This is a genomic window from Streptomyces sp. ERV7 (assembly GCF_001653515.1).
Taxonomy (GTDB): Bacteria; Actinomycetota; Actinomycetes; order Streptomycetales; family Streptomycetaceae; genus Streptomyces.
In genome coordinates this window covers 1,041,054-1,063,723 of sequence record NZ_LYOY01000029.1, presented here as the reverse complement: position 1 = coordinate 1,063,723, position 22,670 = coordinate 1,041,054, and the positions used below count along the sequence as shown (strand labels likewise).

16 protein-coding genes and 5 pseudogenes are annotated in these 22,670 nt (G+C 71.8%); 5 read left to right on the top strand and 16 right to left on the bottom strand.

What is annotated here, in order from left to right:
* Positions 1 to 486: 486 nt before the first annotated feature.
* The 4 genes from A8W25_RS11150 to A8W25_RS11135 all read right to left on the bottom strand — a co-directional run bounded on the left by A8W25_RS11150 (position 487) and on the right by A8W25_RS11135 (position 4,367).
* Positions 487 to 1,944 (bottom strand): SCO6880 family protein, encoded by a 1,458-nt coding sequence (locus tag A8W25_RS11150; RefSeq protein ID WP_067159190.1) that lies wholly within the window; start codon positions 1,942 to 1,944, stop codon positions 487 to 489.
* 86 nt (positions 1,945 to 2,030) lie between these two features.
* Complete coding sequence (locus A8W25_RS11145) at positions 2,031 to 3,359, bottom strand: SCO6881 family protein (protein ID WP_067159187.1); 1,329 nt, start codon at positions 3,357 to 3,359, stop codon at positions 2,031 to 2,033.
* A 43-nt stretch (positions 3,360 to 3,402) separates the two neighbouring features.
* Positions 3,403 to 4,086, bottom strand: a complete 684-nt coding sequence (locus tag A8W25_RS11140; RefSeq protein ID WP_067159183.1) for a hypothetical protein — start codon at positions 4,084 to 4,086, stop codon at positions 3,403 to 3,405.
* Entirely contained in the window at positions 4,086 to 4,367 is a 282-nt protein-coding gene (locus A8W25_RS11135) for a DUF6112 family protein (RefSeq protein ID WP_234386403.1), read from the bottom strand. Before A8W25_RS11135 ends, A8W25_RS11140 begins: the two co-directional genes overlap by 1 nt.
* A 380-nt stretch (positions 4,368 to 4,747) precedes the next feature.
* On the opposite strand from A8W25_RS11135, the gene A8W25_RS11130 reads away from it, so the two are divergent.
* The 4 genes and pseudogenes from A8W25_RS11130 to A8W25_RS11115 form a co-directional block, all read left to right on the top strand.
* Positions 4,748 to 6,184, top strand: a complete 1,437-nt coding sequence (locus A8W25_RS11130) for an LAETG motif-containing sortase-dependent surface protein (protein WP_067159177.1) — start codon at positions 4,748 to 4,750, stop codon at positions 6,182 to 6,184.
* Between the two features lie 189 nt (positions 6,185 to 6,373).
* Positions 6,374 to 8,038 carry an energy-dependent translational throttle protein EttA gene (ettA, locus tag A8W25_RS11125; protein WP_079125961.1) on the top strand — a complete coding sequence of 555 codons (1,665 nt, stop codon included), beginning with the start codon at positions 6,374 to 6,376 and terminating at the stop codon, positions 8,036 to 8,038.
* A 5-nt stretch (positions 8,039 to 8,043) separates the two neighbouring features.
* Positions 8,044 to 8,508: an acyl-CoA thioesterase gene (locus A8W25_RS11120; RefSeq protein WP_079125960.1), complete on the top strand. Its 465-nt coding sequence runs from the start codon at positions 8,044 to 8,046 to the stop codon at positions 8,506 to 8,508.
* Positions 8,505 to 8,789 (top strand): annotated as a pseudogene (locus A8W25_RS11115) (hypothetical protein); the annotation flags it as partial. The gene A8W25_RS11120 and the pseudogene A8W25_RS11115, both read left to right, overlap by 4 nt.
* Before the next feature lie 20 nt (positions 8,790 to 8,809).
* Here A8W25_RS11115 and A8W25_RS34830 read toward each other — a convergent pair.
* Positions 8,810 to 8,992, bottom strand: a pseudogene (locus A8W25_RS34830) (hypothetical protein); the annotation flags it as partial.
* A 177-nt stretch (positions 8,993 to 9,169) separates the two neighbouring features.
* The gene (locus A8W25_RS11110; protein WP_067159171.1) at positions 9,170 to 9,574 is read right to left on the bottom strand and encodes a globin; all 405 of its coding nucleotides are present in this window, start codon (positions 9,572 to 9,574) and stop codon (positions 9,170 to 9,172) included.
* A gap of 85 nt (positions 9,575 to 9,659) precedes the next feature.
* On the opposite strand from A8W25_RS11110, the gene A8W25_RS11105 reads away from it, so the two are divergent.
* Positions 9,660 to 10,637: a methyltransferase domain-containing protein gene (locus A8W25_RS11105; RefSeq protein ID WP_067159168.1), complete on the top strand. Its 978-nt coding sequence runs from the start codon at positions 9,660 to 9,662 to the stop codon at positions 10,635 to 10,637.
* Here the strand turns inward: A8W25_RS11105 and A8W25_RS11100 are convergent.
* The 10 genes and pseudogenes from A8W25_RS11100 to A8W25_RS11055 all read right to left on the bottom strand — a co-directional run.
* Positions 10,634 to 11,134 (bottom strand): annotated as a pseudogene (locus tag A8W25_RS11100) (FHA domain-containing protein); the annotation flags it as partial. The gene A8W25_RS11105 and the pseudogene A8W25_RS11100 sit on opposite strands and share 4 nt — an antisense overlap.
* Before the next feature lie 240 nt (positions 11,135 to 11,374).
* Complete coding sequence (locus A8W25_RS11095) at positions 11,375 to 12,733, bottom strand: vWA domain-containing protein (RefSeq protein ID WP_067159165.1); 1,359 nt, start codon at positions 12,731 to 12,733, stop codon at positions 11,375 to 11,377.
* Positions 12,734 to 12,799: 66 nt separating this feature from the next.
* Positions 12,800 to 14,104 carry a protein phosphatase 2C domain-containing protein gene (locus A8W25_RS11090; RefSeq protein ID WP_067161019.1) on the bottom strand — a complete coding sequence of 435 codons (1,305 nt, stop codon included), beginning with the start codon at positions 14,102 to 14,104 and terminating at the stop codon, positions 12,800 to 12,802.
* Between the two features lie 4 nt (positions 14,105 to 14,108).
* Positions 14,109 to 16,772, bottom strand: coding sequence for a serine/threonine-protein kinase (locus A8W25_RS11085; protein ID WP_079126038.1), 2,664 nt, complete (start codon positions 16,770 to 16,772; stop codon positions 14,109 to 14,111).
* 50 nt (positions 16,773 to 16,822) lie between these two features.
* Positions 16,823 to 18,151 carry a hypothetical protein gene (locus tag A8W25_RS11075; protein WP_067159156.1) on the bottom strand — a complete coding sequence of 443 codons (1,329 nt, stop codon included), beginning with the start codon at positions 18,149 to 18,151 and terminating at the stop codon, positions 16,823 to 16,825.
* 47 nt (positions 18,152 to 18,198) lie between these two features.
* Positions 18,199 to 19,119 (bottom strand): annotated as a pseudogene (locus A8W25_RS11070) (glutamate ABC transporter substrate-binding protein); the annotation flags it as partial.
* Positions 19,060 to 19,564: pseudogene (locus A8W25_RS32200) on the bottom strand (BadF/BadG/BcrA/BcrD ATPase family protein); the annotation flags it as partial. The pseudogenes A8W25_RS32200 and A8W25_RS11070, both read right to left, overlap by 60 nt.
* Positions 19,555 to 20,820, bottom strand: a complete 1,266-nt coding sequence (locus A8W25_RS11065) for a 6-phospho-beta-glucosidase (protein ID WP_067159153.1) — start codon at positions 20,818 to 20,820, stop codon at positions 19,555 to 19,557. The pseudogene A8W25_RS32200 and the gene A8W25_RS11065, both read right to left, overlap by 10 nt.
* 4 nt (positions 20,821 to 20,824) lie before the next feature.
* A complete protein-coding gene (locus tag A8W25_RS11060) occupies positions 20,825 to 21,706 on the bottom strand; it encodes a carbohydrate ABC transporter permease (protein ID WP_067161017.1) in 882 nt (293 codons plus the stop codon).
* A gap of 13 nt (positions 21,707 to 21,719) precedes the next feature.
* Positions 21,720 to 22,661: a carbohydrate ABC transporter permease gene (locus A8W25_RS11055; RefSeq protein ID WP_067159150.1), complete on the bottom strand. Its 942-nt coding sequence runs from the start codon at positions 22,659 to 22,661 to the stop codon at positions 21,720 to 21,722.
* Between the last annotated feature and the right edge of the window lie 9 nt (positions 22,662 to 22,670).

Here is a 22,670-nt window from a genome sequence, read left to right as displayed (position 1 = left end):
AGGTGCGCGCCGCCGGGCGGCCACCGATCGGCCTGCTGGACACCGTCGGGCCGACCTCCGGCTGGCTCGGCTTCGACCGTCCGTGGGCCGAACGGCCCCCTGCCCGGCGGCCGGAGCAGGATGAGCAGGCGGCTGTACGTAAGGGATCCGCCGGACGCGACGGACCAGCGGCAGCGGCCGCGGTGGCGCAGCCGGAAACCCTCCCGCGCAAGGCCGACACGCCCGACGTAGACACGCCCGGAGCCACCACATCCGGAGGCGAGGCGTCCGAGCCCGACACGCCCGGGACCGAGACAGCGGAAGTCGACATGTCGGCGGCAGCCGGCCCAACCGAGACCCCATCCACCGACGCGCCCCGAACCGACGGACCCAGAAGCGGCGCGCCCTCAAGCGGCGGACCCAGAACCGACGCGTCCCGAACCGACGCGCCCAAAGCCGACGCGCCCAAAGCCGATGCGCCCAAAGCCGATGCGCCGGGCATGGGGCTCACAGGGTGTTGCGGGCGAGAGGGAGGGCGCAGGTGGTGAAGGCGTCGGTCTGCTGGAACACCAGGCGCCGCAGGTCGACTTGGGCGCCGGTGGCGGCGGTTTCGATCTGTGCGCAGGCGGCGTCCAGGGCCTGGTCGGTTTCGGCGGAGACGGTGACCAGGCCGGTCAGGGCGACGTCGGCGTGCCCGGAGATCAGCTGCCGCTCGCGGGATTTGACGTCCGCGTACTCGACGCTGTCGGCTTCGGAGTCGACCTGGCCGCGGCGGGAGCGTTCGCTGGCGTCCGCGATGATCTGGGCCTTCTTGCGCTGGACGTCGCGCAGCGCGGCGTCGATGCCCTGCGGCACGTAGATAAGGGAGAAGGTACGCCGGACCCCGGCGCTGAACATGACCTGGTGCAAGAACCCCGGACTGGTCTCGGTGCGCGGCCAGTTCTCCACCCAGTAGGTGGCGTGCCGCGCGGTATCGGTGATCACCCGGTCGCTCTCCTCGACCTGGGCGACGGGCCCGGCGGCGGCCGGGTCGGCTTCGGCGCGGCCGGTGGTGGACCACTGCTGCAGGCGGGAGGTGGCCGCCGGGTCGTAGGCCGTGCGTACTACCGCGGCGATCTCCCGCGCGGACAGCCAGCCGGTCACACTCAGCCCGGCGGTGCGGGCGGCCTGGGCGATGGAGGCGGTGGTCTGCTCCATCACCGTGAACGCTCCGCCGAGTCCGCCGCCGGCCTGGTGGATGAGGCGTTTGGCGGCCTTGAGGTCGAGGGCGATGGCCAGGTACGTCTCGTGCGGGGCTGCGGCCGGCCCGGCACGGTCGACCAACTGGCTGTAGATCTGTCCGGCGACGGGGGCCTGGGGGTGGCCGTGTGCGGTCCAGTGGCGGGTGAGGCTGTCGCCGGAGTCCGGGACGGTGCGCTCCATCACCTGCACGGTGGCCACGTGCCTGGTGCGGGCGATACCCGCCAACGCCCGTCCCCAGGCGGCGACGTTGGTGTTCTGGGTGGCCGGGTCCAGCAGCGCGAAGGCCCTGCTGGAGACGCGGGCGACGGCGGTCAGCGTCTGGGTGTGGGGGTCGTGGACGGCGGCGGCCCCGGAGGCGGCGGTCGCCACCCGCAGGGAAGCGGTGGTGCCGGGTAGGTGCAGCAGACCCTCGGCCCGCGGCCGGGTGGCCGGGCGGGCCCGCCACACGCTCTGCCCGCTGCGCCGCCGGTAGGCGTAGCGGGCGACGAGCGGCGCCCAGTCGATCAGGGACCGACCCTGACGCCGCACGCCGACCAGCACAGCGGTCGTGATCCACAGCGGTGCCAGGAGGACGGCGCCGATCAGGCCGGTGGTGAACACGGTGACCAGCAGCAGCGCCAGCGTGAGGGAGACGGCGGCGAGTTGGGGCAGGGACAGGCCCAGCATGATGCCGCGCCGGGACCGGTGCGGGAATTTGACGGTGAGCAGGGCTTCGGAGGACACGGTGCGCGGTTCCAGGTCAGGCCCGGGGCAGCACACACGCAGAGGGCGGCGTGCGTGCTGCCCCGGGGCGGGGCGGTCAGAAGGGATTACAGGCCGGCCGGGGAACCGGACTGGGCACCGTCGCCACTGGGGGCACAGTGAGCCGGCGGACCCTCGGGCGGAGCAGCGTGTCCCCAGGAGCTGGGCTGGGCGGGGGAGCTGCTCCAGTTCGGCGGGGCGCCGTCCGGCCCCGCGCCCTCGCCGCCGTTCTGCGGGGGCCGCGAAGGGCCGGTCTGCTTCATCAGGTCCCGCAGTCCCGAACCGCTGCCGGAGTCGTCCTTCTCCGCACCCGTGCCCGGGTTCATGCCGCCGGCGGGGTTGGCAGCGATGTCACCGGGGAAACCCCCGCCGCCGCCCGCGCCTTCGGCACCGCCCGCCGCCCCGGCTGCGGCTGCGCCGGCTCCGGCCGTGGTCGCCGCAGCAGCCACCTTGCGTCCGGTGTTCTCGGCATGCTGGCGGGCGAGGGTGGCACCGGCACCACCAGCGCGGTGCAGGTTCTCGCCGTCGGTGCCCTCGGAGGCCCAGTGCACGAACTTGAACGCGCCGTAAGGGGTGAGCAGGACGAGCAGCATGATGACCATGCCGGCAGCGACGTCGGCGAGCGCTGCCATGCCGTCCTTGGCTTCGGTCTTGCTCAGGGAGGAGATACCGAGGACGAAGATGATCGTCATCAACAGCTTGGAGACGACGAGGGTAGCGGTGGCCTCGATCCAGCCCCGCCGCCAGCGGCGGGCAGCCTCCCAGCCGCCGCCCGCCCCCGCGAACACCGCCAGAGTGACCAAGATCAAAATGCCGACCTTGCGGACCATCATCACGCACCAGAACAGGAACGCGCCGACGGCGGAGGCCAGGGCGGCGAACACGGCGACCAGCCAGCCGAGTCCCGCGATCGACCCGATGGCGGACACCTTGACGATGCGCCGCACCGCCGAGGCGATATCCGTCCCCGCCGCCGCGAACAAGCCGGCCGAGAGAGCGTCGACGACTTCAAGGGCGACGGTGGTGCACGCGATGGCCCCGAACGCGAACAGCACCCCGGACATGGTTCCGGTGACCGCCTGGGTGAGTGCCTGCCCGTCGCGTTTGACGGCGGCGCGCACCAGCTGGGCGCAGAAACTCGCGACCAGCAGGAGCAGCCCGATGGGAAGGATGGTCTCGTAGTTGTCGCGGAACCAGGCCGCGTTCAGATCAACGCGGGTAGTGGTGTCAATGGCCTTGGCGGCCAGGTCCGCGGAGGCGGCGGCCATGTCACCGGCGCTCTGCGCCATCCAGTCGCCGATCGCCTTGGCCGGGTCGGAGGCAAAGTCGATGCCGCCTTTGATGGCGCCCCCGACCTTGCAGACGGTGCCGGCGACGGGCAGGTCACAGAAGGCCACGACGGGCGTCCTGCCTTTCAGTTCGAGGAGAAACGGGACTCGGCTACGGGGCGACGGCGGGGGCGATGGCAACCAACCGGCAGTCGGCTCCGGGGCGGCACTGGACGGCGAGGGTGACCTGTCGCTCCTCCGCCCCGCTCCCGCCACCGGTCCAGGCGAGCTGCTGGGTGCCGGTGACGGTGACCGCGTAGATGTACGCCTCGGTGATCGCCGCAGGGTTATCCGCGAGGGCCTGCTTGAACGCGGAGGGGAAGTGCGCCTCACGAGTGGTGGCGGTGGCGTGCTGGGTGTTGTCCCTCAGCCGCGACCACAGCAGCGGATCGGGCACCTGGGCCTGGATCGAGCCCCAGTCCGCGTACTTGGACTCGGGCGTCATCCAAGTGTGCATGCCGGCCAGCTGCTCGTCGCGGCCGGTGATGCGGGCATCGAAGGTCCACAGCATCACCGCCGCAGCCCGGCCGAAGGCCAGCGGATCGGCAATCGGCGGCGGTTGAGAGACATCACTGGCCACCGTCCCCGGCTTTGGGGTAGGTGCGGCGGTGCCGACGCTGGGATGCGTGGAGGAACTGGCCGGGACACGGGATTCATCCGCGCTGTGGCCGTGGCCGGTGAACCAGGCGACAGCCCCGGCCACCGCCAGCAGCACGGCCAGGACACCGGCGACGACCATCAGGCGGCGGCGGGGTGGCCAGTGGGCGCCCAGGGCGGAGAGGGATCGATTCGCCACTACTGGACCTGCTCGCCCAGCGCGGAGAAGAAGGCGACGATTCCGTTAGCGGCACCGAGCCCGAGGGCCGCGCCCGCGCTGACGACGGCGCCCTTCTTGCCGTTGGCCTCGGCCTGGTGGCCACCGGTGTGATGGCCCCAGGCCCACACACCGAGGCTGACGGCGAGCGCGCCGACCACGGCCACGATCCCGAACAGGTTGATGGAGTTGACGACGCTGCGCAGGACGTCGAGTCCGGGCAGACCGCCGCCCTTCGGGCTGACGCCGGGGTCGTAGGCCAAGACGGTGAGACGGTCGGACAGGGATGGGTGGAGGGAGGAGAGGGCGGGGGGGGGGTGACGGGGCGGCTGGGGCGAGTGCCGGAGAGGTCACCGAAAGCCCTGGTGAGAGGCGTGGGACGGGTCCCGCGAAGCCGTCCGCCGTGGCTGCCGCAGTGCCCTGAACGTCCCGTTCCGTACGGGAGATTTGTCGATAACCCCAGGTGGGAACGGGTACCGGCGATAACGATTCCGATTCGGAATGGTTATCTGACCGCATGACAGGGGATCAGGAGGCACGACCTCCATAGGATTCCCGGTACTCACGGGGCACTTGAGTCAGCAGGCGAGGCACTTCCCCCACGCGCATGTACGCGAAAGCTCCTCGCCCGAAGGGGAATTCTGTGTTTTCAGTCGTTCACGGGTTTTCTGTACCCAAGTCTGTACGCAAGCGCGGCGCCGCACGCCTCGCTGCCGCGGTCGCCGTCTCGGGACTGGTCGCCGGCGGCGCCATAGCCGGGGCGGGCACGGCGGTCGCCGACACGCCCGGCCAGCAGCACCAGGGCGGCGCGGTCGCGACCATCAAGGGCCTGGACCCGGACGCCTCCGGCAAGGCCGTCATCCACCAGCAGGGCGGCGACCGGCCGGTCTCGGCCGGTCTGTTCCAGATGGTCGTCGACGGCGGCGGCACCCTGCGTACGTACTGCATCGACATCCACAACCCGACCCAGCCCGCCGCGAAGTACCAGGAGACCCCCTGGAGCGGCACCTCGCTGAGCGGCAACCCCGACGCGGGCAAGATCCGCTGGATCCTCGAGCACTCGTACCCGCAGGTGAACGACCTGACGGCGCTCGCCAAGTCGGCCGGCCTCAAGGGTCAGCTGACCAATGGCACGGCCGCCGCGGCCACCCAGGTCGCCATCTGGCGCTACTCGGACCACGCCCAGGTCGACGCGGTGGACGCGCAGGCCAAGGACCTGGCGGACTGGCTGACCAAGTCCGCGCAGAACGTGGGCGAGCCCAAGGCGTCCCTGACGCTGGAGAACCCGGCCGTCTCCGGCAAGGCGGGCTCCAAGCTCGGCCCGGTGACCGTCCGCACCAACGCCGACAAGGTCACGGTGACCCCGTCGGAGGAGCTCAAGGCCGCGGGCGTCAAGGTTGTCGACAAGGCGGGCAAGGCCGCCACGACCGCCAAGAACGGCGCGCAGCTCTTCTTCGACGTGCCCGCGGGTGCCCAGCCGGGCTCCGGCTCGCTGACCGTCCAGGCCACCACCCAGGTGCCGGTCGGCCGTGCGTTCGCCAGTGAGTCCAAGAGCCAGACGCAGATCCTCGCCGGGTCCAGCGACTCCACGGTGACCGCCGCGGCCAAGGCGACCTGGGCCAAGCAGGGCGCCATTCCGGCCCTGACGGCCGCGAAGAACTGCGCCAAGGGCGGCGTGGATGTCACGGCGACCAACAAGGGCGACGAGGCGTTCACCTTCAAGCTGGCCGGCTTCTCGTACACGATCGGCGCCGGCAAGTCGAAGACCGTCACCGTGCCGGTCGCCGAGGACCAGGCCTACGACTTCGTGATCACGGGCCCGAACGGCTTCAAGCAGGAGTTCAAGGGCGTCCTGGACTGCAAGACCTCCGGCACCCCCACCACCACGCCGTCGTCGAAGCCCAGCCCCGCCTCCGCGGGCGGCACCTCGTCCGGCTCCACCACTGGTGGTGACCTGGCCGAGACCGGTTCCTCCAGCTCCACGCCGATGATCGCGGGCGTCGCTGTCGCCCTGGTCGTCATAGGCGGCGGCGCGGTGTTCTTCCTCCGCCGCAAGAAGGCCGGGACCGCCGGGCACTGACCCCCGCGGCTCTGAGACACGGCACCGTGGACTCAGAGTGACCACCCTGTGACAGTGGCCCCGGTGAGCGCAGGCGCACCGGGGCCACTGGCGTCCCGTCGCAAGTACCCGTTTCCGCCAGGGGGTGGCGGTACGGCAAGATGGGGTGTATCTGCCCACAGCCCGATTCACACTGCCGGACGGTTTCTCTTGGCTGAGTACATCTACACCATGCGCAAGACGCGCAAGGCGCACGGCGACAAGGTGATCCTTGACGACGTCACGCTGAGCTTCCTGCCCGGCGCGAAGATCGGTGTGGTCGGCCCCAACGGTGCCGGTAAGTCCACCGTTCTCAAGATCATGGCGGGCCTTGAGCAGCCCTCCAACGGAGACGCGTTCCTGTCGCCGGGCTACAGCGTCGGCATCCTCATGCAGGAGCCGCAGCTCGACGAGACCAAGACGGTCCTGGAGAACGTGCAGGACGGCGCCGCCGACATCATGGGCAAGCTCAAGCGCTTCAACGAGGTCGCCGAGCTCATGGCGACGGACTACTCGGACGCGCTCCTCGAGGAGATGGGCAAGCTCCAGGAGGACCTCGACCACGCCAACGCCTGGGACCTCGACGCCCAGCTGGAGCAGGCCATGGACGCGCTGGGCTGCCCGCCCGGCGACTGGCCCGTGGTCAACCTCTCCGGTGGCGAGAAGCGCCGTGTGGCGCTCTGCAAGCTGCTGATCGAGGCGCCCGACCTGCTCCTCCTCGACGAGCCCACCAACCACCTCGACGCCGAGTCGGTGAACTGGCTGGAGCAGCACCTCTCGAAGTACGCGGGCGCCGTCGTCGCGGTCACCCACGACCGGTACTTCCTGAACAACGTCGCCGAGTGGATCCTTGAGCTCGACCGCGGCCGCGCGATCCCCTACGAGGGCAACTACTCCACGTACCTGGACAAGAAGGCGTCCCGCCTCAAGGTCGAGGGCCGCAAGGACGAGAAGCGCGCCAAGCGGCTCAAGGAAGAGCTGGAGTGGGTCCGCTCCAACGCCAAGGGCCGGCAGACCAAGTCCAAGGCGCGCCTCGCCCGTTACGAGGAGATGGCGGCCGAGGCCGACAAGATGCGGAAGCTGGACTTCGAGGAGATCCAGATCCCGCCGGGCCCGCGTCTGGGCTCGATCGTCGTCGAGGTCGAGAACCTCTCCAAGGCCTTCGGCGACAAGGTCCTCATCGACGACCTGTCCTTCACGCTGCCGCGCAACGGCATCGTGGGCGTCATCGGTCCGAACGGCGCGGGCAAGACCACGCTGTTCAAGATGATCCAGGGCCTGGAGACCCCCGACTCGGGCTCCATCCGGGTCGGCGAGACCGTCAAGATCTCGTACGTCGACCAGAGCCGCGCCAACATCGACCCCAAGAAGACCCTCTGGGCGGTCGTGTCGGACGAGCTGGACTACATCAACGTCGGCCAGGTCGAGATGCCCTCGCGCGCGTACGTCAGCGCGTTCGGCTTCAAGGGCCCGGACCAGCAGAAGCCGGCCGGGGTGCTCTCCGGTGGTGAGCGCAACCGCCTCAACCTGGCGCTGACGCTCAAGGAGGGCGGCAACCTGCTGCTCCTCGACGAGCCCACCAACGACCTCGACGTCGAGACGCTCTCCTCGCTGGAGAACGCGCTCCTGGAGTTCCCCGGTGCCGCTGTCGTGATCTCCCACGACCGCTGGTTCCTGGACCGGGTCGCGACGCACATCCTGGCGTACGAGGGCGACTCGAAGTGGTACTGGTTCGAGGGCAACTTCGAGTCGTACGAGAAGAACAAGGTCGAGCGTCTCGGCGCCGACGCGGCGCGTCCGCACCGCGCCACCTACAAGAAGCTCACCCGGGGCTGATCTTCTTGGCTCGCCACATCTACAGCTGCCCGCTCCGCTGGTCGGACATGGACGCCTTCGGGCACGTCAACAACGTGGTCTTCCTCCGCTATCTGGAGGAGGCACGTATCGACTTCATGTTCCGGCTGGCGCCGGGGGACGGCTCGCCGTCGTTCTCGGGCGGGTCCGTCGTGGCCCGGCACGAGATCGACTACGTACGGCCGCTGGTGCACCGCCACGCACCGGTGACCGTCGAGTCGTGGGTCACGAAGATCGGCGCGGCGTCGCTGACGATCGCGTACGAGATCAAGGACCCCGAGCAGGTGTATGTGCGGGCGTCCACGGTCGTGGTGCCGTACGACCTGGCGGCCGGGCGGCCTCGGCGGATCTCCGCGGAGGAGAAGTCGTTCCTCCAGGAGTACGTCGAGGGTCCGGCCGTCGCGGGGCGCGGCGCCGGGAAGCCCTCGGGGTCGGAGCGGGCCGCGGCATGACCGTGAAGCTGGGCTTCGCCGACGCCGGGGAGGTGGCGGATCTCGCCGCCTTCCTGGCCCGGCTGATCCACTACGACCGGTCGGCGGCCGTACGGCTGCAGGCCGGGGGCGGGGCGCTGGCGGTGTTCGGGCGCCCGCCGGCGTTCGAGGTGCTGGCGATTCGTACGGTGCGGCTGGACGCGGTGGTGGAGCTCGATGTCACCGTGTCGGCGGGTGAGCTCCTGGAGGCGCTCGACGAGCCCGCGTCGGCGGTGGTGGTCCCGTCCTCCGTGACCGGCCCACGGTCGGGGACGGTCGCCTTGACGATCAGCGCGGCGGGCGCGGCGGACCGGGTGGCCAGCGTGTGGCGCAGGGCCGCGTCCCCGATGGAGCCGGAGAAGGCGGTCAGGGCGGCCAGGACCGAGGTGGTGAGCACGACCGCGAGCAGCGCGGCGGCGAGCAGCAACCGGTGCGCCCGCACCCGCAGAAAAACGAACCCCGCCACACGGCCCCCAGAACCCTGACCTGCCCCCGAACGTCTGTCCGGATGCTTTCAGAGGGCATGGGCCGGTGGAAACCGCTTGCGGGGTGAGTACGGGCGACCTTGACCGGATCGTGACCGGAATGCGATGACGGATTCCCGCATTCCGGTGCCCGAGTGGGCGGAAGGTTAACTTCCGGTCTACTCCGCCGTGTTGACCATCGAGGCGGCCGCGTACGTCAGATAGTTCCAGAGCGTCTTCTCGTGCTCCTCGGAGAGCCCCAGGTCGTCGACGGCCTCGCGCATATGGGTCAGCCAGGCGTCGTGCGCGGCCCGGTCCACGGTGAACGGCGCGTGGCGCATCCGCAGCCGGGGGTGGCCGCGGTGGTCGCTGTAGGTGCGCGGGCCGCCCCAGTACTGGATCAGGAAGAGGACGAGCCGCTCCTCGGCCGGGCCCAGATCGCCCTCCGGGTACATCGGCCGCAGCAGCGGGTCCTCGGCGACTCCCTGGTAGAAGCGGTGGACCAGGCGCCGGAAGGTCTCCTCGCCGCCGACCTGCTCGTAGAAGGTCTGCTCCTGAAGCGTGCCGTGCGGAATCTCGTTCACGTGTCCATGGTCGCAGATGCGGTGACCGAGGACTTGGGGCCTAGGACCACTCGCCTCCCGGGCCCGGGCGCAGCACAGTGGACATATGGGCGTACACCGGGATCCCGCGGCCGAGGCGCGGGCGGCCCTCGTCGCGGAGATCGTGGCCGGGGGCGCGCTCGACGACCCGGCCTGGCGGGCCGCCTTCGAGGAGGTGCCCCGCGACCTCTTCGTGCCGTACTACTTCGTGGGCCGCCCCGGCGGCCACCAGCGGCTGTGGGGCCAGGACCCGGACCCCGGCATGCGGGCGCGCTGGCTGGACGGGGTCTACACGGACATGCCGCTGGCCACCCGGCTGCGCGACGGGGAGCTGCTCTCCTCCAGCAGCCAGCCCTCGCTGATGGCCCGGATGCTGGAGGTCCTGGACGTCCGGGACGGGCACGCGGTCCTGGAGATCGGTGCCGGGACCGGCTACAACGCGGCGCTGCTCAGCCACCGGCTCGGCGAGGAGCTGGTCACCACGGTCGACCTGGACCCGGAGATCACCGAGTCGGCCCGGACGCATCTGGCGGCCGCGGGCTTCCACCCTGCGGTGGTGACCGGCGACGGGGCGCGCGGCTGTCCGTCCCGGGCGCCCTTCGACCGGATCATCGCGACCTGCACCCTGCCGTCGGTACCGGCCGGGTGGCTGGCGCAGTGCACCCCGGGGGCGCTGATCGAGGCGCCGCTGGCCACCGGCCTGATCCTGCTGAGGGTGCGCGACGCCGGGCACGCCCAGGGGCACTTCCTGCACACCCCGGCCTATTTCGTACCGCTGCGGGGCGTGGCGCCCGCGCCCGGCGCACCGCAGCGCGGCGGGCTGCCCCGCCCGAGCCTGGAGAACGAGCTCTTCCGCTTCCTGCTGGCGCTCACCGAGGACAGCCTGGACCCGTACGAGGCGTACGAGCTGTGGCGGCGCGAGGGGCGGCCCCGGCGCGAGCGGTTCGGGGTGACGGTCACCGGCGAGCGGCAGTGGGCCTGGCTCGACGACCCGCAGGGACCCTATGCATGGCCCCTGCGGGACGTCGTGCCCGGAGGTGTCTAGCCGGACAGGCCCTGGGCCCGGCGGAGGGTCAGCGTGGTCCAGGCGCCCACGTGCACCCGGTCGCCGTCCTGGAGCGCGACCGGCACATACGGCTGGATGGGCTCCTCGCCGCCGTTGATGGTCGTGCCGTTGGTGGAGTTCTGGTCGACCACCGCCCAGGTGCCGTCGGGCTGCTGGACCAGGACCGCGTGCTGGTGCGAGACGCCCGGGTCCTCCGGCGGTACGGCCAGGTCGATGTCGGGCGCCTCGCCGGTGGAGTGGCGGCGGCGGCCGATGGTGAGCTGGTTGCCGGTGAGCTGGCGCTGCTGCTCGGGCGAGTACGCGGGCAGGTTCAGCCCGGCGGCCTCGGGCCCGCTGCGCTGCATCATCGCCATGAAGTAGTCCCGGTCCGGCCCGATGGTGACCGACCAGCGGAGCTGCTGGGGCGGCGGGGCCTGGAACTGCTGCTGGGGCTGCTGGGGCTGCTGCGGGGCCTGGGGCGCCTGGGTGTGCTGCGGCGCCTGGTGCTGCGGCGGCTGCGACTGGGACGGGGAGGCGGCGGCACGGCGCCCATGCGATGGCCGCAGACCTCGCACCAGTCGTCGGAACCCGACTGGTGTCCGTTCGGGCAGGTCGGCATGGAGTCGCTTCCCCCTCTCCTCGTCCGGCCCCTCGGGCCGAGGCACTCAAGTGGTTTCGCTACTGCGTACCGCTGTGTGCGGTGTGCTCCCGGGCCGGTGCCCGGGTCGGTTTCGTCGTCACTTCTTCACGCGTACGGTCTTCGTCGAGCGGGTTTCGAGAGTCATCTCGTCCGCCTCCGCGACCTTCGCCTTCAGTCGCACAGTACCCGTCGCCTCGTCGACGACGTCCACCACCTTCGCGAGCAGCTTCGCCGTATCGGCGTTCCCGGAGGCGGCGGCGAGCTGGACGGCCCGGCCGAGCTTGGCGGTGGCGCCGTCCATATCGCCCGACTTGCGGGCATCGAGACCCTGTTGGATGACTTGCGCCAGTTCGGCCTGACCCGTGTAGTGGGCGACCTGGGGGTTGAGCGCGGTGGAGGCGGCCATGTCCTCGGTCCACACCGCGCGGACCAGCCCCTGCGAGAGCGCCTGCGGGGTGCCGCCCGCCGGGTCGGGCAGGATCAGCGAGACCCGGGCGGCGAGCATCTCCTGGCCGATTCCGGCCTCCGGGACCTGGACGCACACGTGGTAGTCGCGCGACTCGTCGCCCCATGAGCCCGTGGGGTAGTCCCCGGCGCGCGGCCCCGCCTCGGTGCGGCGGTCCGTCAGCTCCTCGACGGTGGGCGCGACCTGCTTCACGAACGTGATCTCCACGCCGACCGGGGTCCACAGCCGCAGCGCGACGTCCGCGACCTCCTTGCCCATCGCGTTCTCCATCATCCGCGTGAAGTCCGCGGCCAGGCCCGAGGGGTCGGCCACGATGTCGGCGGTGCCGAGCAGCGCGGAGGCTATCTGGGTGACCTCCTTGACCTCCCAGTCGGTGCCGACCCCGCGCGCGTCGCAGGTGAAGCGGCCCGCGCAGGCGTCGAGCGCGGCCTTCAGGTCCGCCGGCGACTCGTGCTCGTTGCGGCCGTCGGTGAGCAGGATGCCGTGCCGGATCGGTACGTCGGCCGAGCTCAGCAGCCGGTCGGCGAGTTTCAGCCAGGTACCGATGGCGGTGCCGCCGCCCGCGCTCAGCCTGCGCAGCGCCTCCTTGGCCTGGGCGCGGGTCTGCGCGTCGGCGGTGGCCAGGCGGCCGTTGCCCGGGTAGACCTCCTTGGCCTGGTGGGTGCCCGCGACCACCGCGAACGTCACACCGTCGCGCAGGGTGTCGATCGCGGCCGCCGTGGCGTCGCGCGCGTTGCGCATCTTCGTCGGCGGGTAGTCCATCGACCCCGAGCAGTCGACCATGATCACCACGGCGGCGCTGGGCGCCTGCCCCGGTACGGCCGAGGGCGACAGCGCGGCCCCGGCCGGCGCGGTCCCGCCGCCCGTGCCGCCGCCCGTGGACGTCACGGTGACGATCGCGTTGACCTCACGGCCGCCCTCCGGCAGGTACTCGTTCTGGTAGACCTCGACGGAGAACCGGGGCGCGTGCGGCTTGGAGAAGTTGGCCATCTGTAGGGCTCCTTGAGGCTTCTGGGCCTGAAGAGACAAGATTGCGGGGGAATCAGGTGCCTGGGCCTAGTTGTAGGCGGATCCTGCCCCCGGCTGAGGGACCGCGAACGGCACGACGGCCACTGTTACGTTGTCGTGGCCCCCGCCGTCCAGGGCGTGGCCGACCAGCACCTGGGCACTGCGCAGCGGCCGTTCGGCGGCGTCCGCCGGCACGGCCCCGGCCATCTCCCCGGCGCCCTCCGCGTAGTTCCACAGCCCGTCCGTGCAGACCACGACCACCCCGGAGCGGTCCGGCTTGAACGAGGCGGTGTGCGGGTCCAGTTCGTACGCGTCGGCGCCCAGCCAGCCCGTGATGGCGTGCGCCCGCTCGTCCGCGTACGCGTCGGCCTCGCTCATCAGGCCCGCCGCCACCATCTGCGCGGCCCACGAGTCGTCCTCGGTGAGCCGGGCGGGCGGGGTCGTACGGTCGTCGGGCACCCAGTAGGCCCGGCTGTCGCCGACCCAGCCGACCACGAGGAGGCCGCCGGCGGCGATCGCGCCGACCAGGGTGCAGGCCGGCGCGTTCTGGTGGCGGTCGTGCTCCAGGGCCGCGACGGGCTCGTCGGCGAGGGAGTTGACCGCCTCGGCGGCGGCCACGATCGCCTCGTGCATCGCCTGCTGCGGGTGCGTGCCCTGGGGCAGCGCCTGGAGCAGCGACTCGTTGGCGCGGGCCGCGGCCGCCGCCGACGCCTCGTCGGGGCGGGTCGCGGAGGAGACGCCGTCGCAGACGATCGCCACCACGGCGGGCGAGCCGTCGGGCAGCGCGGTGGTGGACACGGCGAACGCGTCCTCGTTGCGGTGGTGGCGCAGGCCCCGGTCGCTGACCGCCGCCACCGGGCCGAGCTCCTGCTCCATGTGGTCGCGCTCGCGCGGCTGGGCGTGCCCGCAGTTCTCGCAGTACCCGTCCTCGTCGACCCGCCCGGCCCGGCAGGCCACACAGACCTTCACCGGCGTGCTGACATGGGTGGCCTGCTCCCCCAGGGCGGAGGTGTCGGCGGCTCGGGGGTCGGGCGCGGGCAACGGGTACTCGTCGGGCTCGGGTTCGGCCCCGGGACCCTCGTGCCGTACGTGTGTGGGCAGCGCGGAGCCGCCCGAGTCGGTGCCGGGCAGATCGGTGGGCAGATGCGTCGGGCCTGAGCCGTCCGCAGCGCGGGCGGCGGGCCACGCCTCGCCCGCCGCGGGACTGCCCATGACCACCGTCGGGGTGTCCACCGGAGCCGCGGGCACGGCCGACAGGTCGTACCCGCAGGCCCCGCAGTACCGGTCGCCCGACTCCAGCGGCTCCGCGCAGCCGGGGCACGACCCGGTTGCCGACTGGTGCATCTGCGCCATCAATTCACACCCACGTCCGGGGGCGGAAACGGTTTGCCCGCTCCACCAGTTCGATCCGCTCCTCGCCGCTTCCGGCGAGCCGGGCGAGCACCCGGTACGAACGCTCCAGGCCGAACCGCAGGCCCCGTTCGTCCAGCTCGCTGCCCAGCAGTATGGTCTCGCCGGACGTGCCGTCCCGGCTCTGTCCGGCCTTCCCGGGCACGCTCCGGCTTCCGGAGAGTACCCAGTCGAGCGCGGTGCCGAGGACTTCGGCGGCCAGCCGCTCGCGGCGCACCGCGTCCAGGCCCAGCTGCTGGAGCGCGTCCACCTGGCCCGCCGAGGCCCGCAGGTCGGGCAGGAGCGCGTCGCCCGGGGTGCGCCGCCGCAGCCTCGCCCGCACGGCGGCGACCCGGGCCGCCGTGTAGTGGATCGAGGCCTCCGGCACCGACTCCAGGGTCGTCACGGCCGCCGTGCGGTCGCCCGCGGCCAGCTGCACCCGCGCCAGGCCGAACGCGGCGCTGACGTAGCTAGGGTCGGTCGTCCACACCAGCCGGTAGTACTCGGCCGCGTTGTCCAGCTGCCCCAGTACCTCCGCGCACACGCCGAGCGCCAGCTTGGGCGTCGGCTCGCCCGGGAACGCGTCGTAGACGGCGTCGAAGGAGAGCGCGGCGTTCTCGTGGTCGCCGGAGACCAGCGAGGCCACGCCCCGGTACCAGACCACCCGCCAGTCGTCGGGGTGGTCGGCCTCCAGGGACTCCAGGCCCCGCGCAGCCGAGACCAGTTCGCCCAGGTCGAGCCGGGCGCGCAGCTCGCGCAGCCGCTTCTCCACCGAGTTGGCGGGCGCGGTGCGCAGCGCGGTGATGAGCTCGGCGGGCGCGGCGGCCATCAGACCCGCCAGGAACCCGGCGTTGGGGTCGCTCGGGTCCACGTGCGGCACCGGCAGCGCCAGCGCGGTGGCGGGCGCGTCCAGCGGCCGCAGATAGCCGTCGCCGTCCGCTCCCGGGCCGTACGCGTCCGGGGCGCCGCCGACGCGGGGCGCGGGGACGACGGCGGTCGGCGTGGGCGCGGCCGGGGTGCCCGGGACCGCGGCGCCGGTGCCGGGGGAGGAGTGCGGGGCCGCGGTGACGGTCGGCCCGGCCGCGGCGACGGGCACGACGCCCGCGCCCGTGTGCGCCAGCGCGCCGGCCGCGCCCGGCGCCGCGGAGCCGTTGGCCGCCGCGCGGCGGCGTGCCCACCGGCTCTCGGGCACCGCCCGGGCCCCGAGCGCCGACACGTCCCCGGTGAGCTCCGCGAACAACACCGTGTCCGTGAGCCGCAGTTCGGTCCCGAACAGGGTCGACAGGGCCGGGCGCGGGCGGCCGGTCTGGAGCGCCACGACCTCCCGCAGCACCCCGGTCAGCTGCTCGGCCATCTCCTGCGCGGAGGCGAACCGACGGGCCGGGTCGGGGTCGGTGGCCCGCACGAGGAGCCGGTAGAACGACTCGTACGTCCGGAACACCTCGATGTTGTCCGGGTCCGGCAGGCTGTCCGCGAAGACGTTCGTATAGCCCTGGAAGTCGAAGGTGAGCACGGCCAGGGTGCGCGCGACCGTGTACAGGTCGGAGGCGACCGAGGGCCCCGCCTCGGCGACCTCCGGCGCCTGGTAGCCGACCGTGCCGTAGATGGCCGACTCGTCGTCGTCCATCCGGCGCACCGCGCCCATGTCGATCAGCTTCAGCTGGTCCTCGGTCTGGATCGCGTTGTCGACCTTGAAGTCGCAGTAGAGCAGGTTGCGGCTGTGGAGGTGGCCCAGCGCCTCCAGGGCCTCGATGCCGTACGCGCAGGCCTGCTCGACCGGGAGCGGGTCGCGCTTGCCGTCCGGGCCGCGCCGCTCGTTGGCGATCTCCTTGAGCGACTTGCCGCCCACGTACTCCATGACGATGTAGCCGTCCATGGAGCCGGTGCGCTGGTCGAGGTGCTCCACGAAGTTGTAGATGCGCACGATGTTGGAGTGCTCGATCTCGGCCAGGAAGCGGCGTTCGGAGATCGCCGCCGCCATCGCGTCCTGGTCGCCGGTGTCGAGCAGGCCCTTGAGGACCACCCAGCGGTCCGAGACCGCGCGGTCCACGGCGAGGTAGACCCAGCCGAGCCCGCCGTGCGCCAGACAGCCCACCACCTCGTACTGGCCGTGCACGATGTCGCCCTGGTGCAGCTTGGGGACGAACGAGTACGGGTGGCCGCACTTGGTGCAGAAGCCCTCGGTGCGCCCGGTCCGCTCCCCGCGCGAGCGGCCCACCGGCGCCCCGCAGTCCGAACGCGAGCAGAAACGCTTCCGCTCGGGGACCTCGGGGTGCTCCATCACGGCCGTCGCCGGGTTGGGACGCGGCACTCCCGGCACGGTGACCAGACCGGCCCCGAGTCTGCTGCGCCCGGAGGTGCCGGTCGCGGAGCCCGAGCTGCGCACCGAGACCGAGCGCGCGCTGCCCGCCCCCGTCAGCGAGCGCGACAGGCGCCCCGACACCGAGCGCCGAGACGTCGAGGAGCGCGAGGAGCGGGACGACGTCGAGGACCGCGCCGAGCGGGCCGACGAGGAGCCGCTGCCCTTGCGGGCGCCCCCGGTGATCCCGGTGGCGGGCGAGGAGATGGTGCCGTTCACGGACACCACCGGCGCCAGACCGCAGGTGTCGCAGTACAGCTCACCGCCGCCCATGTCCTCGTAGGAGCCCTCGCAGCCGGGGCGCTGGCACTTCTTCTGGTCGCTCACGATTCCCCCCTCTGGTCGACGGGCCCGGGCTGCCGTGGAACCAGCACCTCCGCCGCCGCCCGCTGGTACCGCAGCACCGCCTCCTCGGCGACGCGCAGATCGCAGGGCGCGGACCACAGCATCCGGCGCGCCGCGTCGTACCGTTCGATGAGCAGCGGGTCCTCGGCCATGCCGTGCCGGGCGACCTTCGCCTTGTACGCGTCGAGCCGGCCGCGCAGCTCCGCGCGGACCGCCAGCGGCGCGGTGACCGCCGTCAACGACTCACGCGCGCGCAGCAGTTCGTCCTCGGCCTCCCGCTCAAGGGACTCCAGGAGCGGGGAGAGCCGGTGCCACTGGGCGTGCCTGCGGTACTCGGCGGCGGCCACCAGGCGCTCCTGGAGCGCGGTCGGCGGGCCGCTCACCGCGGGCACCTCGGACGCGGCGATCTTCGCGAGCACCTCGCCGCGCGCCGACCGCGCCTCGGTCAGGGTGCGGTCCGCCCGGGAGAGCACGTCCCTCAGCCGTACGAGCCGCTGCTCGGCGTCCTGGCGGACCGTCAGGACCGCGTCGATCTCCCGGCGCACGTCCTCCAGGGCGCGGGCGGCCCGGTCGTAGCGCTCGGTGTCCGGGCGTCCGCCGCCCGGCGCGGAGCTGCCCGGCGCGGGCAGCCAGAACGCCAGCGGGTCCGACACCACCTGCGCGCGCAGCGACACCAGCTCCTCGGTGATCGACTCCAGGTCGTCGCCCGCCGGGTGCTCCCCGGGGCGCACACCCACCGAGTGGGCCAGGCCCCGGGTGCGGTGCAGCTCGGCCGCGAGGAGGTCTATCCGGGCGGGCAGCGCCGACCACACCGCGTCGGAGGCGACGACCAGGTCGAGCGAGCGCGCGTACAGCTCGTTCATCCGGCTCACCAGCTGCTCCAGGGTGAACCGCTCGGTCAGCCGGGCCGGTCCCGTCAGGGTGGCGGCCTGGGCGGCCGACCCGGCGACCGTCACCGACTCGCCGCGCAGCCGCTCGGTCAGCTCCACCAGGTCCTCGCGGGAGGGCCAGCGGCGCCGCTCGCGCAGCTCACGGGCGCCGTCCAGGGCCGCCTTGTACGCGTCGAAGTACGCCCACAGCAAGGTGATCGACTGATCGGCCGAGGCCCAGCGCTCCTTGGTGACCCCGGTCAGTTCGGCGCCTTCCAGGAGACGCCGGCCCGCGTGGTCCTGGAGTGCGAGCAGAGAGGTCTCGATCGCCTCGTGCTCGGCGTCGAGCCGGGTCAGCGCACGGTCCACCTCGTCCCGGTCGAGCACCGGCCGGACGGGCCTCCCCGAGGAGGAGCCGGGGAAGGATCCCGCGCCCATCGATCACCTCTCTGCTCTGCGTTTCTCTGCGGTCGTACGAACCGGGGTCAAGCCGGGTTCAGTGAACGGTACTTGGGCTCGGGCGGGCCGGATATCCCGGGCAGGTCGGCGGCGAGCCATTGGCGGTAGGCCTTCATCCACGGGCTGTCGTCGCCGCCGCTGCGGTAGTCCACCAGGACCTGGTTGATCCGGCGGACCAGATCGGTGTTCTCCAGGTTGGTGGCGACCCCGTAGTACTCGGGCTCCTGCGGGACGCCCTTGAGCTGGACCGCCGGGTCCTGCGCGGCCTGGCTCGCGGCGAGCGCGCTGTCCGTGACCACCGCGTCGACCTGGCCGAGCTGGAGGCGCACCAGGCAGTCCAGCTGGTTGGGCACGGTCAGGTCGGTGAAGATGGCGTCGTACGACTCCTTCTTCAGGGCGTCGTACGCGGTCGAGCCCGCTGCCACGCAGACCTTCTTGCCCTTCAGCGTGGAGTTGAAGCCGGTGATCGTCGACTCCTTGGGCGCCAGGACCTGCTGCCCGACCGTGAAGTACGCCGAGGAGAAGGCGACCTGGCCGATCCGCTTGCAGTTGATCGTCATCGTCCGCACGACGATGTCGACCTGCTTGTTCTGGAGGGCCGGGATGCGCTGACTGGTGGGGATGGCGCGGTAGATGACCGCGTCCGGGTCGCCCAGGATCTTCTTGGCGATCGCCCGCACCAGGTCGATGTCGAACCCTTCGAGCTTCCCGGTCGCCGGGTTGCGGTACCCCCAGCGGAAGCTGTTCTGGTCGACACCCGCGATCAGCTTGCCGCGCTCCTTGATCTTCGCGATGCTCGGCCCGTCCTCGCCCTCGCCCGACGGCGGCAGGCTGGCCTCGGGGTCCTTGCAGGTGTCGGCCTTGGCCTGGACGCCCCGCGCCACGCCGGACCCACAGGGCCTCCTCGGCGAGTCCGCCGCCCCCGCCCCAGTCCCCGGAGATCTTGCCGAGCGCCGGGAAGCGGGCGGTGCGGCCGTCCGGCGTCATGCCGACGCAGTTGATGCCCGCCCCGCACACCACCGCGACCCCGCGCGGCTCGGCGCCGCCGGGCAGCCCGGCCCGCAGGATCGCGAAGGTGTCGTTGTACACCTTGACCGTGCCGCCCCAGCCCCGGGCCGCCAGCGCCTCGGCCAACTGGCGCTCCTCCACGGGCAGATCGGCGTTGGCCAGACAGGCCGAGACGTGGTCGACCGCCACCGGCCCGGTGTTCCCCGCCGCCGCCCACGCCCGGACCACCGCGTCCGCCAGCGCGTCCACCGCCGGCTCCACGCCCACGGCCGGCGGGCGGAAGCCGCCGCCCCGGGCGGTGCCCAGGACCGTGCCGTCCGGGCCGATCAGGGCGACGTCGGTCTTGCTGTTGCCGGCGTCGATCGCCAGCACGCTCATGCCCACGCGAGGTGCTCCCGGTTGTGCGCGATCAGCCGGTCGGTGAGGCCGTCCGCGTACGCGTACTGGCCGACCAGCGGATGGGCGAGCAGCGCCCGGAACACCCGGTCGCGGCCGCCGCGCAGCGCGGCCTCCAGCGCCAGGTCCTCGTACGCGGTGACGTGCGCGATCAGCCCCGCGTACAGCGGGTCGAGCTCCGGCACCGCCAGCGGCACCGGGCCGTTCGCGTCGACCCGGGCCTGCACCTCGATGACCGCGTCGTCGGCGAGGAAGGGCAGGGTGCCGTTGTTGTACGTGTTGACCACCTGCACCGGGCTGCCGCCGTTGCCGAGCAGGGAGGCGGCCAGGTCCACGGCCGCCTCCGAGTAGAAGGCGCCGCCCCGCTCGGCCAGCAGCTCCGGCTTCTCGTCGAGCGCCGGATCCCCGTACATCTTCAGCAACTTCCGTTCCATCTCGGCGACTTCGGCGGCCCGGGACGGCTTGGTGCCCAGCTCCCGCACGACCTCGTCGTGCGCGTAGTAGTAGCGCAGATAGTACGAAGGGACGACGCCGAGCCGGTCGAGGACCTGCCGGGGCAGGCGCAGATCGTCCGCCACCGCGTCGCCGTGCTCGGCGAGCAGCTTGGGCAGCACGTTCTCGCCGTCGGGGCCGCCCAGGCGCACCCCGAGCTCCCAGCTGAGGTGGTTGAGGCCCACGTGGTCCAGATGCACCCGGCCGGGGGCGACGCCGAGCAGCTTGGCGAACTTGCGCTGGAAGCCGATGGCCACGTTGCAGAGCCCGACCGTCTTGTGGCCGGCCTGGAGCAGCGCGCGCGTGACGATGCCCACCGGGTTGGTGAAGTCGATGATCCAGGCGTCCGGGTTGGTGCGCCGCACCCGCTCCGCGATGTCCAGGACCACCGGGACGGTCCGCAGCGCCTTGGCGAGCCCGCCCGCGCCGGTGGTCTCCTGGCCCACACAGCCGCACTCCAGCGGCCAGGTCTCGTCCTGCTCGCGGGCCGCCTGGCCGCCGACGCGCAGCTGGAGCAGCACCGCGTCGGCGCCCTCGACGCCCGCGTCCAGGTCGGAGGTGGTGGTGATGCGGCCCGGGTGGCCCTGCTTGGCGAAGATGCGCCGGGCGAGCCCGCCGACCAGGTCGAGGCGGTCGGCCGCCGGGTCGACCAGGACGAGCTCCTCGATGGGCAGGGTGTCCCGCAACCGGGCGAATCCGTCGATGAGTTCGGGGGTGTAGGTCGATCCCCCGCCGACCACGGTGAGCTTCATTTCTCTAACCCTTCACTCCGGTGAGCGTGACACCCTCGACGAACGCCTTCTGCGCGAAGAAGAACACGAGGATCACGGGGGCCATGACCAGCACGGTCGCGGCCATGGTCAGGTTCCAGTCGGTGTGGTGCGCGCCCTTGAAGGACTCCAGGCCGTACGACAGCGTCCAGGCGCCCGGGTTCTCCGAGGCGTAGATCTGTGGCCCGAAGTAGTCGTTCCAGGCGTAGAAGAACTGGAAGAGCGCGACCGCGGCGATGCCCGGCTTGGCCATCGGCAGCACGACCCGCAGCAGGGTGCGCAGCTCCCCGCAGCCGTCGACCTTGGCGGCGTCCAGGTACTCGTTCGGGATGGTCATCAGGAACTGCCGCAGCAGGAAGATGGAGAACGCGTCGCCGAACGCCATCGGGATGATCAGCGGCCAGAGCGTCCCGGACAGGTCCAGCTGCTTCGCCCAGAACAGGTACATCGGGATGATGATCACCTGGGGCGGCAGCATCATCATCGAGATGACCAGCATCATCGACAGATTGCGGCCGCGGAAGCGGAACTTGGCGAGCGCGTAGGCCACCGGGACCGAGGACACCACGGTCAAGGCGGTGCCGAGCCCGGCGTAGAGCAGGGTGTTCCGCCACCAGGTGAGGAAGCCCGGGGTGTCGAACACCTTCTTGTAGTTGGACCACTGCCAGTGGTCCGGGATCAGGTCGCGGGTGAGCGTCTGCTGGTTGTCCATCAGCGAGGTGAGCACGATGAACACGAACGGCAGCACGAAGAAGAGCGCCGCCGCCACCCCGAGGGCGTGCACGCCGATCCAGTGCAGGAGCGCCTTGCGGCGGGCCGTCCGGGCCGCCGGGGTCGTCGCCGCCGGGGCGTCCAGTGCGTACGTCATTTCGGCCATCTGCCTAGTCACCTGCCTGGATCAGTCCGCCACGGCGCCGCATCAGCAGTGCGGTGAACGCCATGGAGAGGGCGAAGAGGACCAGGGCGACCACACAGGCGGAGCCGTAGTCGAAGCGCTGGAAACCGAGGTTGTACACCAGCTGGGGGAGGGTCAGCGTCGACTTGTCCGGATAGCCGGGCTCGAACTGCTGCCCGGAGCTGCCGATGACGCCCGAGGCGACCTTTCCGGCCACCAGCGGCTGGGTGTAGTACTGCATGGTCTGGATGATCCCGGTGACCACCGCGAACATCACGATGGGCGAGATGTTCGGCAGCGTCACGAACCGGAACCGCTGCCAGGACGAGGCCCCGTCCAGCTCGGCCGCCTCGTACTGCTCCTTCGGTACGTCGAGCAGCGCGGCCATGAAGATCACCATCAGGTCCCCGACGCCCCACACCGCGAGCATGGTCAGCGCGGGCTTGGACCAGGCGGGGTCGGTGAACCAGTCGGGCGCCGGGATGCCGAGGTCGGACAGGACCGAGTTGACCGGCCCCGTACCGGGGTTGAGCAGGAAGACGAAGGCGAGCGTGGCGGCCACCGGCGGCGCGAGGTAGGGCAGGTAGAAGAGCGTCCGGAAGACCCCGGTGCCCGTCTTGATCTTGGTGATGAGCAGCCCGATGCCGAGCCCGAAGGCGACCCGGCAGGTCACCATCACCACCACCAGCCACAGCGTGTTGCGCAGCGCGGGCCAGAACAGCGGGTAGTCGTTGAAGACGTACGACCAGTTCTTGAGCCCGTTGAAGGTGGGGTCGCTGAAGCCGTCGTAGTGGGTGAAGGAGAAGTAGACGGTGGAGATCAGCGGATAGGCGAAGAAGACGCCGAAGCCGATCAGCCAGGGGGACATGAAGGCGGCCGTCCGCAGCGCCGCCCGGCGGCGCTTGGCGCGCAGTGTGTACGTGGTCATGGAGTGCTC

Bases quoted from the DNA above. Each gene is read 5' to 3' on its own strand.
- A8W25_RS11105 (WP_067159168.1), top strand. From the start codon at position 9,660: ATGGGCGTACACCGGGATCCCGCGGCCGAGGCGCGGGCGGCCCTCGTC.
- A8W25_RS11095 (WP_067159165.1), bottom strand. From the start codon at position 12,733: ATGGCCAACTTCTCCAAGCCGCACGCGCCCCGGTTCTCCGTCGAGGTC.
- A8W25_RS11090 (WP_067161019.1), bottom strand. From the start codon at position 14,104: ATGGCGCAGATGCACCAGTCGGCAACCGGGTCGTGCCCCGGCTGCGCG.
- A8W25_RS11085 (WP_079126038.1), bottom strand. From the start codon at position 16,772: ATGGGCGGCGGTGAGCTGTACTGCGACACCTGCGGTCTGGCGCCGGTG.
- A8W25_RS11075 (WP_067159156.1), bottom strand. From the start codon at position 18,151: ATGGGCGCGGGATCCTTCCCCGGCTCCTCCTCGGGGAGGCCCGTCCGG.
- A8W25_RS11065 (WP_067159153.1), bottom strand. From the start codon at position 20,820: ATGAAGCTCACCGTGGTCGGCGGGGGATCGACCTACACCCCCGAACTC.
- A8W25_RS11060 (WP_067161017.1), bottom strand. From the start codon at position 21,706: ATGACGTACGCACTGGACGCCCCGGCGGCGACGACCCCGGCGGCCCGG.
- A8W25_RS11055 (WP_067159150.1), bottom strand. From the start codon at position 22,661: ATGACCACGTACACACTGCGCGCCAAGCGCCGCCGGGCGGCGCTGCGG.